At 50.1% G+C, this 14068-nt stretch carries 10 protein-coding genes; 4 read left to right on the plus strand and 6 right to left on the minus strand.

Features of this window, described 5'->3' with window-relative positions; genetic code table 11:
- Positions 1-109 precede the first annotated feature (109 nt).
- The 3 genes from NSS79_RS09435 to NSS79_RS09445 all read left to right on the plus strand — a co-directional run bounded on the left by NSS79_RS09435 (position 110) and on the right by NSS79_RS09445 (position 3677).
- Positions 110-1027, plus strand: a complete 918-nt coding sequence (locus NSS79_RS09435) for an ATP-binding cassette domain-containing protein (protein WP_342439148.1) — start codon at positions 110-112, stop codon at positions 1025-1027.
- Positions 1011-1715, plus strand: a complete 705-nt coding sequence (locus tag NSS79_RS09440; protein ID WP_342439149.1) for an ABC transporter permease — start codon at positions 1011-1013, stop codon at positions 1713-1715. The genes NSS79_RS09435 and NSS79_RS09440 overlap by 17 nt, the downstream gene beginning before the upstream one ends.
- A gap of 282 nt (positions 1716-1997) precedes the next feature.
- Positions 1998-3677, plus strand: coding sequence for an ATP-binding protein (locus tag NSS79_RS09445; RefSeq protein WP_340893701.1), 1680 nt, complete (start codon positions 1998-2000; stop codon positions 3675-3677).
- A 164-nt stretch (positions 3678-3841) separates the two neighbouring features.
- On the opposite strand, the gene NSS79_RS09450 is transcribed toward NSS79_RS09445, so the two are convergent.
- The 5 genes from NSS79_RS09450 to pgmB form a co-directional block, all read right to left on the minus strand.
- Positions 3842-4687 carry a DegV family protein gene (locus NSS79_RS09450; RefSeq protein WP_342439150.1) on the minus strand — a complete coding sequence of 282 codons (846 nt, stop codon included), beginning with the start codon at positions 4685-4687 and terminating at the stop codon, positions 3842-3844.
- Between the two features lie 202 nt (positions 4688-4889).
- Entirely contained in the window at positions 4890-5750 is an 861-nt protein-coding gene (locus NSS79_RS09455) for an AraC family transcriptional regulator (RefSeq protein WP_342439151.1), read from the minus strand.
- Between the two features lie 100 nt (positions 5751-5850).
- The gene (locus tag NSS79_RS09460; protein ID WP_342439152.1) at positions 5851-7539 is read right to left on the minus strand and encodes an alpha-glucosidase; all 1689 of its coding nucleotides are present in this window, start codon (positions 7537-7539) and stop codon (positions 5851-5853) included.
- Between the two features lie 301 nt (positions 7540-7840).
- Positions 7841-10159 carry a glycoside hydrolase family 65 protein gene (locus tag NSS79_RS09465; RefSeq protein ID WP_342439153.1) on the minus strand — a complete coding sequence of 773 codons (2319 nt, stop codon included), beginning with the start codon at positions 10157-10159 and terminating at the stop codon, positions 7841-7843.
- A 295-nt stretch (positions 10160-10454) separates the two neighbouring features.
- Entirely contained in the window at positions 10455-11117 is a 663-nt protein-coding gene (gene pgmB, locus NSS79_RS09470) for a beta-phosphoglucomutase (protein ID WP_342439154.1), read from the minus strand.
- A gap of 259 nt (positions 11118-11376) precedes the next feature.
- Between pgmB and NSS79_RS09475 the strand changes: the two genes are divergently transcribed.
- A complete protein-coding gene (locus NSS79_RS09475; protein WP_340899475.1) occupies positions 11377-12378 on the plus strand; it encodes an IS110 family transposase in 1002 nt (333 codons plus the stop codon).
- 544 nt (positions 12379-12922) lie between these two features.
- Here NSS79_RS09475 and NSS79_RS09480 read toward each other — a convergent pair.
- Positions 12923-13960 carry a LacI family DNA-binding transcriptional regulator gene (locus tag NSS79_RS09480; protein ID WP_076113088.1) on the minus strand — a complete coding sequence of 346 codons (1038 nt, stop codon included), beginning with the start codon at positions 13958-13960 and terminating at the stop codon, positions 12923-12925.
- Between the last annotated feature and the right edge of the window lie 108 nt (positions 13961-14068).

Below are 14068 nucleotides of genomic sequence, written 5' to 3' on the forward strand. Positions count from 1 at the left end.
ACGGCTGCAACTTAAGATTTTCGTAAGAATCAGGTAATAAAAAAGAAAATTCCGCTGTGTACAATAAGAACCAGGAAGACAAACGAAGAAGCCAAAGGGGATAACGGAAATGACCACCATACTGCGTACTTGGGATTTAACCAAGGAGTATCAAGGCAAAGAGGCTGTCAAAGGCGTGAATATGAATATCAAGCAAGGCGAAATTTACGGGTTCCTGGGACCTAACGGTGCGGGCAAAACTACGGTGATGAAAATGATCACCAATCTGGTGAAGCCGACGGCGGGGGAGATTGAATTTTTTGGCGAGTTCATGACAAACCGTTCCTATGAAATGCTGAAACGTATGGGCTGCATAATTGAATATCCGGTATTCTACGACAAGCTGACGGCAAGAGAAAATCTCCAGCTGCACGGGGAGTATATGGGTTACTACGATGCCAAGGCCATGGAAGAAGCGCTGGAGCTGGTGAAGCTGAAGGGTGTGGACAAAAAGCCGGTCAAGCAGTTTTCCCTGGGGATGAAACAGCGGCTGGGCATTGCCCGGGCAGTCATGACGAAACCGGAGCTGCTCATTCTGGATGAGCCGATCAACGGGCTGGACCCCATGGGCATCAAGGAGCTGCGTGAGGTGTTCCGCATGCTGAGCCGCGAATATGGAATGACGCTGCTGATCTCCAGCCATATTCTGGGTGAAGTTGAACAGGTCGCCGACACCATCGGCATGATCCGTGACGGAATTCTGCTGGAGGAAGTGGCGATGGATACGATACGCAGCCAGAACACGCAATACATCGAACTGATTACCAGAGAGAGCAGCAAAGCGGTGTATGTTCTGGAGCACAAGCTGGGCCTCACCAACTTCAAGGTGCTCGACCCGCGGACGATCCGCATTTACGATGCCATACAGCAGCTTGAACTGAATAAAGCACTGGTAGAAGCGGGTGTGGAGCTGGAAAGCCTGAGTAAAAAGAATCATTCGCTGGAAGATCATTTTGTGGAACTGATGGGGGGTGAGGGCATTGCTTAAGCTGATACAACTGGAAATCCGTAAAAACAAACTGGCAGGTATGCTCAAAGGCGTTGCCATCGCCAACCTCGCAATTTTTGTCTTTATGCTGCTGCTTACTTACGTTGATTCTGAAGGCAGCGGCAGCGGGGAATTCAATACTTATGCAGAGATGTTCTCCGGCCTGTATGTTTTGGTCAAGGCGACCTTTGTGGTGTTTGCTTCGGTTGTACTGAGCAAGCTGGTTATTGATGAGTATAAGAACAATACCATTACTTTGCTCTTTATGTACCCTATCTCCCGTAAAAAGCTCTTAGGTGCCAAAATTATCATCGTTTTCCTCTTTACACTGATCAGTATTTTTGTAACGGATGTTCTGATTAGCGCTCTTCTGATCGGACTTAACTCTTTCACCCATGCGATTCCGGGACAGCTGGATTTGGCTGTGATTCCTGGAGAGATGATCCGGATAGGTGCAGATGCGGCATATGCGGCAGGGATTGGACTAATTCCTTTATATATCGGAATGCGCAAGAAATCCGTACCAGCCACCATAGTTACTGCAGTGTTGCTTGTCAGCGTGAGTGCCTCCGATTTTGGTAATTTCCAGCCGGGTAATCTGGTAGGGTTCTCCATCTTCCTCAGTCTGCTTGGCGTAGCCATTGCTTACCTGTCGATCCGGAATATTGAACAGAAGGATATTGCCTGAAGGTAACCGGAAGTACAGCTTTGAGTGTTTTCATTTCCTAAGTTCCTCTGCGATGAGGTTAAGGATGGTTCAACCGTTCTTGCTCATCTGCCGGAGGGACTTTTTTGCTGCAAAACCGTTTGGCATCAATGTTTTGATGGCGACCAACTGCGGTTTTTTTGCTATAATAGTTCTTAATTCAGCAATTTTCGAGCGGAGTACAGATTGAAGTTATGGCTACAGTTTATCCGCAGTTAATGAATAGATGAAGATACAGGATTGAAGCAGCAGAGGAGGTGGGCTATGACTAAACAATGGTCTTTTATTCTGGATCGGGTGCTTTCGGAAGAAGGTGCTTATAAAGCGTTATACGATCATCACCCCGACCTGATTATTGTGCTGGACAGGCAGGGATATTATGTGGACAGCAACCGTGCTTTTGAAGTTGCCGCTGGCGCAGATCCGGAACTTCATGAGCCATCGTCTGGTTTGCGGCCAGAACCTCCCGGAGAAGAACATTTTGCTGCAGCGCTCGGAGGTATCGGCTCCGGCTTTGAACTGGAGGCGGATGAGAGCCGCGGAAGCAGCCCGGCTGCGGTTACGTATGTGCCGGTAAAAGCTGAAGAAGGGATCGCAGGCGTATTCGCCATTATCCGATATGACCAGAGCCGTGTTCTTCCTCTTCTGCTTCAGGAATGGTTCGGCAGGCTCCTGACCGGGGAAGTTTCTCCCATGGAATGGACGGATGAGCGGACACCGGGGCGTGAAGAGGAGCTTATAGAACTGGCTATGGTAGAGGAGCAGCAGAAGGCAGAGCTGGTGCTGGAGATGTCAGAGGACAGGCATCTTAGCCTGATATTCAATTCTATTGCAGCCGGAATCTTCGGGCTCGACACGTTGGGCCGGACCTTCTTTATCAACCGTGAGGGAGCAGAAATGCTGGGTTATGAGCCCTACGAGCTGAGGGGGCTTCCGTTGATGGATGTGATCCATCACATCCGTGGAGACGGGTCAAGGTACCAGCAGCATGAATGTCCGATCTGGCAGACCCTGCAGGATGGTGTCACCCGCAGTAGAGGGGATGAAATCTTCTGGCGGAAGGATGGCACCAGCTTTTTTGTTAGCTACCGGATTGCACCGCTTCTGCATAAAGGAATCATCTGCGGTGTAGTGGGCTCTTTCAGTGATATTACCAATGAACGGGAGATTCTCCGGGCCAAGGAATCAGCAGAGCAGGCGGCTCAGGCTAAGTCCGATTTCCTGGCGATGATGAGCCATGAGATCCGTACCCCGATGAACGGAATGATCGGCATGGCCGATCTGCTGCTGGAAACAGAGCTGGAAGAGGAGCAGCGCGGCTACGCCGAGATTCTGCGCAGCAGCAGCTGCAGTCTGCTGCAAATTCTAAATGACATTCTCGATTTCAGTAAAATGGAAGCCGGCAAAATGCCGCTGCTGTCGGAGAAATTTGATCTGCGCGAAATGCTGGAGAACATTATAGATTTATTCACCCCCAAAGCTGAAGAGAAAAATCTGGCGCTGCGCTGGTGGGCGGATACAAGCGTTCCGGCCATAGTGAAGACCGATCCCAGCCGCCTGCGCCAAATCATCGTCAATTTGGTCGGTAATGCGCTCAAATTCACGGAAAGTGGGAGCGTAACCTTGTCGGTGAAGAATATTCCGCTACCGGGTTCACCGGAATACCTGCTGGAATTTTCTGTCCGTGATACAGGAGTGGGAATTGCCGACAGCAAGCTGAATCTGCTCTTTCAATCCTTCTCGCAGCTGCATCCGTTCATTAACCGCAAATATGGCGGAACGGGACTGGGACTGGCCATCTGCAAGCAGCTCGTCGAGCTGATGGGCGGAACGATTTTTGTGGAGAGTGAAGAAGAACGGGGCTCGACCTTCCGCTTTATGCTGCCATTCGTCCATGAAGAAGCTGAATCAGAAGCAGAAGCGGGAATCACGCCCTACCTGTGAACAAGCCTTCTTTGTATTGAATGTTCGAACTGGATTAAACACAGACATAACAAAAACCAGCAAGCTCCGGTTATCGGGGCATTGCTGGTTTTTTTGAAAATATAAGAAGTTATATGCTTCGCGCTATAAATTATCCTTCTATTTTCCACTTGGCTGTTCAATAGTTAGTGCATATACATGAGGCCTACTGTAGCGGGTCCGCAGTGGCTGCCAATGACACAGCCGGCATGAATGACAGCAATCTCTTCAACATCGGTCTGTTCACGCAGCTGCGCCACCAAAAAGTTGGCATCCGCTTCACCCAGTGTGTGGGCCACGATGAGCAGCTCCTTATCCATTTCCCCGGCATTGGCAAGGGCATGCTGGAGCATTTGTTCCACAGCTTTCTCTTTCTTGCCGCGAACTTTGCTCACCGGTACAATCGCACCGTCAATCAGCCGCAGCACAGGCCGGATCTTCAACAGGCTGCCGATAAAATTCTGCATACCTGAACAACGTCCACCCATATATAAGTAATCCAGTGTATCTACAACAAATTCTGTCTCCACTCGGTCGCGGCATTGCTTCAGCATAGCGACAATTTCCCTGCTGCTGTGGCCTTTGGCTGCGGCGCGAACCGCTTTCATCACTAGGAGCGCAATCCCTCCGCATAACGTCTGGGAGTCGACCACTTGTACGCGTCCTTCAGGAAACTCCTCTGCAGCCAGCAGGGCATTCTGATATGTAGAGGATAAAGAAGAGGAAAGACTGATATAGACGATGTCTCCTCCGCTGCTGATGACCGGCCCAAAAGCGGCCATGAAGTCGGCGGGCGAAGGTGCAGCGGTCTTCGGCAGTGCTCCATTTGCGGCGACACGACGATACACTTCCTCAGGTGTAATATCTACACCATCTTTGTAGGTACCGTCTTGAAATACTACATACAGCGGGACGATGCCAATATCATACGTTTCCTTCCAGCCTTGCGGCAAATCGGAAGTGCTGTCTGAAAAGATTTTTACGATAGACATGAAATTCTCCTTCACCGAATCTCGGATGACAATATGACATAATAGAATAAGCCATATAATCTGTTTATTATACCAAGCTATTGCCAATTCTCAAAATGAAAAATAATAGAGTAGGAGACGGAAAAGATGTCAATCTCTTTACACGGCTGCTTCCAGCAAGGTTTAAATAAAAAGGACTACCCTAATCGGGTAGCCCAGTTGCTTATTTCTTCATCACCGGAATCCACACTTCACAGACATAATCCTCTGCATCCGGGTCGCCTGGTGGATAAAGCTCGAATTCCGGACCACCTGCATGCTCATAGCCGGTACCCGGGAACCACTCCTGGAAAATCCGCTGCCACACATTTTGAATCGCATGCGGCATGGGGCCGACTGAGGTGAATACGGCCCAGCTTGCAGCTGGAACCACCGCGGTTTCATAGCCTTGGGGATCCGTCTCCGGCGTACCTTCCACTCCGATCCAGTAGGACAGCAGCTCTTTCTCCATGTCCATACTCATACAGATGCCGAGCCAATCTTTGCCTGTGCCGATTTCAATCAGCTTATCCGAAGTGCCGTCCGCATTGCATTCATTCCAAAACTCAGGGATTCTGCGGAAATTCTCTCCCTCCCTGGTCGTAACCTCCATTGATTTGCCGATGACGGTAAATGCGTCTTTCACCACAATTCTGTATTCCATTTCCTGATCTCCCTTCAATGATAGATGGAAGGAGAGGCGGGGGAATGCTTTGAGCTGTACACCCGGTTCACGCGCGGCGGAGGGGGTCAGTCCATGCGCTTTGCGGAACGCTTTGGCGAAGGCTTCCGGGGAGTCATATCCATATTTCAGCGCTACATCCAGCACCTTAATTTTGGAAATGGCCAGCTCCTGGGCGGCCAATGTCAATCTGCGCTTGCGGATATAGTCTGCCACCGTTACCCCTGTCAGCATGCCGAACATGCGCTGGAAATGAAAAGGGGAGACATGAGCCACCTTAGCCACTTCTTCTATGCGCAGGGGTTCGGTCATCTTGCTCTCCATATAATCCAAGGCATTTTTCATTCGGATCAGCCATTCCACGTTTGCCATCTCCCTTTTGCATTTATACTATCATGAGCCAGTCAACCAAGCCTGTTATTCTCTGCTCATTAATGACAGGTTAACACAAATCGGGTATATGCTATAGACGAATTTGATAGACCCGGGCTTCATAAGGCCGCAAGGTTGCAAGGCTGGCAGCATCCGGCTCTCCCGGATAATTGCCGATAATGATGCTGGTTACAGCCGCCAGCTCAGCAGGGAGATCAACCGGCTGCGGGTCAGCGCTGAAATTCAGCAGAATAAGCCACTGTTCATCGTCTAACGTCCGGGTATAGGCATAAATGTATTCATGCTCCGTCAGCAGCAGTTTATATTCGCCGTAAGCCATAATCTGATGTTCTTTACGCAAGCTAATCAGCTTCTGGTAGTAATAAAACACGGAATCCGGATCAGCCAGCGCCTGCTCTACATTGATATCTGGGTAGTTCGGGTTAAGCTTCAGCCATGGCGCGCCTTGAGTGAAGCCTGCATTTGCGGAGGCATCCCACTGCATTGGAGTACGGGCATTGTCCCGGCCTTTCGTGTGGATGGCCTGTAGAATCGTCTCATGCTCCGCGCCGCCTTCCGTGACCTTTTCCCGGTACATATTCAGGATCTCGATATCCTTATAGTCTTCCAGCACAGGGAATTTCACATTCGTCATGCCGATTTCTTCGCCTTGATAGATGTAGGGCGTGCCTTTCAGCGTATGCAGCAGTGTAGCCAGCATTTTGGCCGACAGAACACGGTATTCACCATCATTGCCGAACCGTGAGACCATCCGCGGCTGGTCATGATTATTCAGGTACAGGCTGTTCCAGCCGCGTTCGGCTAAGCCAACCTGCCATTTATGCAGAATGTCGCGCAAGCCTTTGAGGCTCCAAGGGGTGACATCCCATTTGCCGCCGGGACCGGAGTCCACATCCATATGTTCAAATTGGAACACCATCTGCAGCTCCTGCCGGTCTTCGGCTGTATACAGAATCGCATCCTCTACACTAGCCCCCGGAGTTTCACCAACCGTCATCACCTCATATTTGGAGAGGACCTCACGGTTCATTTCCTGCAAATATTCATGGACCCGCGGGCCGTTCATAAAATATTCACCGCCACCGGCCAGCTCTCCCGGAGCCAGCCCCTCTCTGTGAGCGGAAGGCAGGCCTTCCACCTTGGAGATCATATTAATGACGTCCATCCGTAAGCCATCGACGCCTTTGTCGAGCCAGAACGCGATCATTTTGTAGAGGGCTTCGCGAAGTTGCGGATTCTCCCAGTTGAGATCCGGCTGCTTGCGGGAGAACAGATGAAGATAATATTCTCCGGTAGCTTCATCCAGCTCCCAGGCCGGACCACTGAAGACGGAGCTCCAATTGTTGGGCCGTTCGCCATTCGGTCCGCCGGGCCGCCAAATATAATAATCGCGGTAAGGATTGTCCAGGGAGGAACGGGATTCGGCAAACCATGCGTGTTCATCCGAGGAATGGTTGATCACAAGGTCCATCATCAGCTTGATGCCGCGTTCATGCAGTCCGGCCAGAAGCTCCTCCCAGTCCTTCAAAGTGCCGAACTCATCCATAATATCCTCGTAATCGCTAATGTCATAACCATTGTCGTCGTTAGGGGATTTATAGACCGGGGACAGCCAGACGACATCGACGCCGAGCTTCTGCAAATAATCGAGGCGGGAGATAATCCCTTGCAGATCCCCGATTCCGTCTCCGTTGCTGTCCTGGAAGCTGCGAGGGTAGATTTGATAGACTACGGCTTCTTTCCAAAAGGCTCTTTTCATTCTAAACGACTCCTTTGAGTGATTTTATAATGAAACCATAAAACTATATAAGATGAACTTGTAACCTAATTAGCAAGTAAGGTGGAGGGGAAGTTTGGAAGTGGAGGAGCGATAGCGTCCGCCTTTGTTTTCAGATTTCATCCGCAAAATTGGGTATTCAATATAGAAATCTGAAAACAACAGCGGCCGGAACTCCAAATCTTCCACGGAACCGTGACTACTGCTTAATTGATTTTGAGTTCATCATATATAAAAAACAACCCCGAAGGAGATTGAAGCCTCCGGGGCCAATTAACCGGAATTATGCCGTGACGGTGGAGCCTTCAGCACTGACGCTGCTGAGTCCGTTCACAGTATACTCCTTGCCGTGAATCGTGATGGACGCCGGAATATCGGTTTCATTAACAACCGTAACCTGTACATCGGTAACAATGACTTTAAGCCGCGAGCCGCGGAACATGATCTTGAAGGAATACGAAGTCCAGTGTCCCGGGTTGGAAGGCTTAAGGATCAAGCGGTCTTCCTGAACGCGCAGTCCGCCGAAGCCATGTACAATCGACATCCAGGTTCCCGCCATGCTTGTAGTATGGCAGCCGTCTTCCGTGTCATTGTTATAATTGTCGAGATCCAGTCTCGAAGTCCGCAGGTACATTTCATAAGCCTTATCCTTATACCCCAGCTCACAGGCAAGAATTGCATGGATACATGGGGAGAGGGAGGATTCATGAACGGTAATCGGCTCGTAGAAGTCGAAATTCCGTTTCTTGGTGTCCAGATCGTAACGGTCGCCAAGGAAATATAAACCTTGCAGCACATCGGCCTGTTTAATGAAGCAGGAACGCAGAATGCGGTCCCAGGACCATTTTTGATTCAGCGGCAGATTCTCTGGCAGAACATCCTTCACCTGAATGATCTCTTTATCGAGGAAACCGTCCTGCTGCAGGAAGATACCGCGTTCTTCATCGGCCGGATAGTACATTTTGGCGATGATTTCATTCCATTGTGTGGTTTCGCTGTCCAGCAGCTCCAGCTTATCGGCAAGCTCTTCATACCGGGAAGCCTCGTTCTCCTGCAGATATGCTAATGCTTCCAGCGTGTATTCCATCGTCCAGGCAGCAATCCGGTTTGTATACCAGTTGTTGTTGACGTTATTCTCGTATTCATTAGGTCCGGTTACGCCGAGCATCACATATTTGTCCTTGTGCGCCACGTAGTGAACGCGTTCTTCCCAGAAGCGGGAGATTTCCACAAGCACTTCAAGACCATATTGGCCGAGATAAGCTTTGTCCCCGGTGTAATTAACGTAGTTGTAAATCGCATAGGCAATCGCGCCGTTACGGTGAATTTCTTCGAACGTGATTTCCCACTCATTATGGCATTCTTCACCGTTCATCGTTACCATCGGGTACAGTGCACCTTTTTTATAACCAAGCTTAAGCGCATTTTCTTTGGCTTTTTCCAGATGTTTGTAACGGTAAATCAGCAGGTTGCGGGCGATTGAGGAATCCGCTGTACTTAAGTAGAACGGCACACAGTAAGCTTCTGTATCCCAATAGGTGCTGCCGCCGTATTTTTCCCCGGTAAAGCCTTTGGGTCCGATGTTCAGACGGTCATCTTCACCGGTGTAGGTCTGGTTAAGCTGGAAAATGTTAAAGCGGATCGCCTGCTGTGCCGACACATCACCTTCAATGATAATGTCGCTTTCCTTCCATTTATCGCCCCACACAGTAGCCTGTTCGGTCAAAAGTGCGACGAATCCGGCTTCCTGGGCACTTTGCAGTGCCGTCTGCGCAGCATCAACCAGCTGTCCCAGGCCGTAATTGCGGGAAGTGACATTGGCAGCATATTTATAGATGACAACCTGATCGCCGGTTTGCACGGGGAGAGTTACCGTACTGCCCACATATTTCTCCTGCTCGGTGACTTCAGCTTCTGCAGTAAGCTTTTCGCCATTGACCAGAATATCAAAGGTAAATGCCGAGGTGACGTGAAAATCAAGTTTTTTCGTCTTCAGGGTCAGGTATCCGCCGTCCGGCTCGCCTTTCTTCTCCACTTCGTTCCAGAATTTCTCGTCATAGTTGGCATCCTTATTCTTGATGTCGCCGTCAAGGTAAGGGGTAACGGTAAGCTTTCCGGCAAAATTCACCGGAATGATCGAGTAGCGAATCGCGCCGATCTCACGGCGGGCCATGCTGACGATGCGGATACTTTCCACCTTAACTTCCTTGCCGTCCTCAAGAGTGGCGGTGAAGCTGCGGGAAAGTGTACCTTCCTTCATGTTGAGCACCCGGCGGAACTCAGTAACGGTGCAGGTAGCCAAATCCAGCGGTGTGCCGTCGATGTCGATGTTAATACCAATCCAGTTGGTGCTGTTCAGCACTTTGGCAAAATACTCCGGATAGCCGTTTTTCCACCAGCCGACCCGGGTTTTGTCCGGATAATACACACCGGCCATGTAGCTGCCTTGCAGGCTGTGTCCGCTGTATTGCTCTTCAAAGTTGGCTCTTCCGCCCATATATCCGTTTCCGATGCTAAATACGCTCTCAGAAATTTCTTGGGTCTGGGGATCGAAGGATTCTTCAATGATTGACCATTCATCAATTTTTAGATATTGCTTCATTATTACCGGCTCCTTTTTAGGTGGGGGTGATATAGATGGAACTATGAGTTCGACTATACAGGTTACGTGCTGGCTGCCCCTCGGGCGAATGGATGTTACGATCGCTGTTGTCCCCGGATGCTCGGAAATGGGGGTATGGGGCAAGCATCCGGGGACAAAGACGAACGCAGGGTCTTCTTCGAAGGTCCGTCCGCCTTCACTGCTGCTCAGCGTAACTTTGTTCTCACATATAGTTCAGGTAAATAGAGTAGGGTAAAAGACAATTCACAGGGTTGCTGATAGATGTTAATGTTCGTCAAACCGTTGCAAAAGATTCCCGCAAATGCGCAACGCTAATCTGCTGGAGAGAAGACACAACGATGTTCGCTGCTCCCAGTGTTGCAGGAGAACCGATGCCTACGCTGCGCATACCGGCGCGGGTGGCAGCGAGGATTCCGGCCTCGGCGTCCTCAAAGACTACGCAGTGCTCAGGGGATACGGCGAGTGCCTGGGCCCCCAGCAGGAACACTTCAGGATCAGGTTTGGCCGCACTGGTATGTGTGCCGTCGATGATCGCATCGAAATACGGTGTCAGACCGGTGTTATTCAAGATGGTCATCGCGTTTTTACTGGCGGAGCCAAGGGCGACTTTGATACCGGATTCCCGGCATTCCTTCAGAAAGTCCAGGGCACCGGGCAGAATCTCCGAGCTGTCCATCTTGGCGATGTATTCGACATAGCGGTTGTTTTTTTGCTCGGCCAGCCGGGCTTTTTCCGCCTCGTCCAGCGAAAGTCCGCCGATTTCCAGCAGAATATCCAGTGAAGCGGCGCGGCTGACACCCTTAAGGCGTTCATTATCCTGTTCGGTGAATTCAAACCCAAGGTTTTCCGCGAGTTCTCTCCAGGCGATAAAATGATATTTGGCAGTGTCGACGATCACACCGTCCAAATCGAACAGGCAGGCTTTAATTTCTGACATGTTGATCCTCCTAAATTTTAATGCCCTTGCGGGCACAATGTGTTATGAAAATAGGCTTGAGGTTTAACCGACAAGCATCCTGTACATACCAGATACTAAGCAGGACAGGTGAAGTCGGTAAACTTATTGTGTGTACGACCTCGACTCCTAAATTGAAATACGGCCGTCTTCGAGTACAATGTATTGTTGCCCCGAGCACCTCCATCAAATTTCACTGGATCGGACGGCCCGTAGCCCTGCCAAGAAAGGATGTTTTGTTTTGGATGCTATTCGTCAATGCTGTGCCGGCCTGGATGTTCATCAAGCCACGATTGTCGCCTGTCTTCTCAAAGGACCTTTAGACACCAAACCCACCAAACAGATTCGCGAATTCCCTACCGTCCTCTCCGGTCTTCTCTCCCTCGCCGATTGGCTGGAGCACGAAGGCTGCACCGACGTCGCGATGGAAAGTACCGGGGTCTTTTGGAAACCCGTCTTCAATGTCCTTCAAGATTCCTGTTCCTTGACCGTCGCCAATGCGGCTCATGTCAAGAATATCAAGGGACGCAAGACCGACGTCAAGGATGCGGAGTGGCTGGCCCAGCTTCATCGCTGCGATCTCATTCGCAGCAGCTTTGTGCCGCCTCAAGAGATCCGCAACCTCCGTGATTTGACCCGTTACCGCAAAAAACTCAAAGGCCACGAGGCTTCCGAACGCAATCGCATTCACAAGGTACTTGAGGATGCTAATATCAAACTCTCCAGTTTTGTCTCCGACCTCTTTGGTGTTTCGGGTCGCCTTATGCTTCAAGCCATTGTCAATGGCGAGGTCCTCGAACCTGACGTGATCGCCGACTTGGCTAAAGGCAAGCTTCGCGCCAAACTTCCGGAGTTGACCGCCGCCTTGAACGGGCGCGTTACCAAGCACCACCGCCAAATGATTTCCCATTCCTTGAAGCATCTGGCCTTTCTGGAATCCTCTATTGCTGAACTGGAGGCTGAGATGGACATCGCCTTTGCTCCTCATCTCCCGAAGCTTCAGCTCCTTCAGAGCGTTCCCGGTCTCGGTCCCCATACCGCCAAGATTCTCGTCGCAGAACTCGGGATCGATATGTCTGTGTTCCCGTCCGCTGCCCATCTTGCTTCCTGGGCCGGACTCAGTCCAGGCAGTAACGAAAGCGCCGGTAAAAAAAAAGTTCGGCTACCCTCAAAGGCAACTCCGCACTTCGCAGCGCACTCGTCGAAGCCGCTTGGGCCGCCAGTAAAACCCGAACGTTTTTAGGGGCAAAGTTCTGGGCCCTCGCCCGCAGGCGGGGTAAACCCAAAGCCATTGTTGCCCTCGCTCATAAATTACTCGTCATCGCCTATCACATCTTGAGAACGAATGATCCTTACCGGGAGCTTGGTACCGACTATTTACTTGGGCGAAATGCGATTTCTTCCGAAGATCGTTTAATCCGCCAACTGCAACGACTCGGGTACACCGTTCAGAAGCCGGGGCCCTCCCTATAGCCCTTTTTAAAAGGAGCTTTTTAAGCCTCCCGGGCATCCTATTGCCTTTTTTAGCGGTCACCTCGCAAGGGAGCGATTCGTTTGGACAAGAACCCGTAAAAGTCACTTCGTCTGTCCGCGTTATTTTCCCATCAAAGTTTTGTAAGCATAGCTTCCTTGAATCGACTTCGTACAAAACTCACTTCGAAAGTATAAACTTAAGTTTTGTAAGCTATTTTGACGGATATATTGCGGTTTATAAGTAGCGCAAACGTTTGAACAAAGTTCGAAAAAATAAATGAAGCACTTTCGCTTCATTTATTCTTGTGACCTGATCATTTCTTCCCTGGAGCATACATAGATGACTCTCTAACGATCAAGCGGTGGGGAATGACAAAACGGTTCGTATATCCTGCCTGAATACCCGGCTTCTTGATGCTTTGGATCAGCACTTGGGAGGCCGTATAGCCAAGATGATAAATTCCGATGTCGATGCTGCTGATCGGCGGGCTGGACAGTTCCGATAGTGGGATGTTGTTAAAGCTGACAATCGCCAAATCTTCCGGAACCTTGTATTTCAGTTCATTCAGTCCGCGCAATACTCCGAAAGAGACCATATCGTCCACTGCAACAAGTGCTGTTGGACGGTTCGGGAGATTCATGAAAAATGACATCGCCCTATATCCGCTGTCCTGCAGAAACTCGCCCTCTACAATCCACTCTGTACGCATCTCCAGGCCACTGTTCAGCATGGCTTTGCGGTATCCTTCGAGGCGGTCGCGTGAAACGATGAGGTTAGGCGGTCCGCTGACAAAACCAATGCGTTCATGTCCCATGGAGATTAGGTGGTTTGTAGCGTCGTAAGCGGCCATGACATTATCATTATCCACGGATAAAATATCCTCATAGCGGTCGCTTCGCCCAACAAGCACGAAGGGGTAGCCGCCTGATTCCAGAAAATCAATAACCGCATCATCTTTGCGTGAATACAGCAGAATAACGCCATCAACACGGCGGCCCTTCAATAGGCGGGAAACAGCCTCAAGCTCTTCCTTTTCGTTTGCTCCGGAGCTAATCAACACATCATAACCGGATCGGCTCGATTGAGTCACAATCCCTCTGATTAATTCCATAAAAAACAGATTGGAGAACAGCTCCTCAGCCGGTTTCGGTAAGATGATGCAAATGCTGTTAGTGGTCTTCGAAACGAGGCTTTTAGCCATCATATTCGGAGTGTAGCCCATTTCCTCCATAATCACTTTGACCTTGCGGGAAGTTTCTAGGCTGATTCTGGGATGACCTGACAACACCCGGGATACAGTGGAGGGAGAAACTCCCGCTTTCTTAGCCACGTCCTTGATGGTAACTGTCATAGAAACCTCCTCATGGAACCGTTTGCTTTACAAAGTAATATTAATCGAAGTGCTGTAAATTGTAAATAGACAAAGTCTTTCTAAAAGCCCTTTAGAGCCGATTTGGGA

It is taken from the genome of Paenibacillus sp. FSL L8-0436, assembly GCF_038593025.1.
Lineage (GTDB): Bacteria > Bacillota > Bacilli > Paenibacillales > Paenibacillaceae > Paenibacillus_AQ.

Coding starts and splice junctions, on each gene's coding strand:
- NSS79_RS09460 (WP_342439152.1), bottom strand. CDS start 7,539: ATGAAAAGAGCCTTTTGGAAAGAAGCCGTAGTCTATCAAATCTACCCT.
- NSS79_RS09445 (WP_340893701.1), top strand. CDS start 1,998: ATGACTAAACAATGGTCTTTTATTCTGGATCGGGTGCTTTCGGAAGAA.
- NSS79_RS09480 (WP_076113088.1), bottom strand. CDS start 13,960: ATGACAGTTACCATCAAGGACGTGGCTAAGAAAGCGGGAGTTTCTCCC.
- NSS79_RS09465 (WP_342439153.1), bottom strand. CDS start 10,159: ATGAAGCAATATCTAAAAATTGATGAATGGTCAATCATTGAAGAATCC.
- NSS79_RS09450 (WP_342439150.1), bottom strand. CDS start 4,687: ATGTCTATCGTAAAAATCTTTTCAGACAGCACTTCCGATTTGCCGCAA.
- pgmB (WP_342439154.1), bottom strand. CDS start 11,117: ATGTCAGAAATTAAAGCCTGCCTGTTCGATTTGGACGGTGTGATCGTC.
- NSS79_RS09435 (WP_342439148.1), top strand. CDS start 110: ATGACCACCATACTGCGTACTTGGGATTTAACCAAGGAGTATCAAGGC.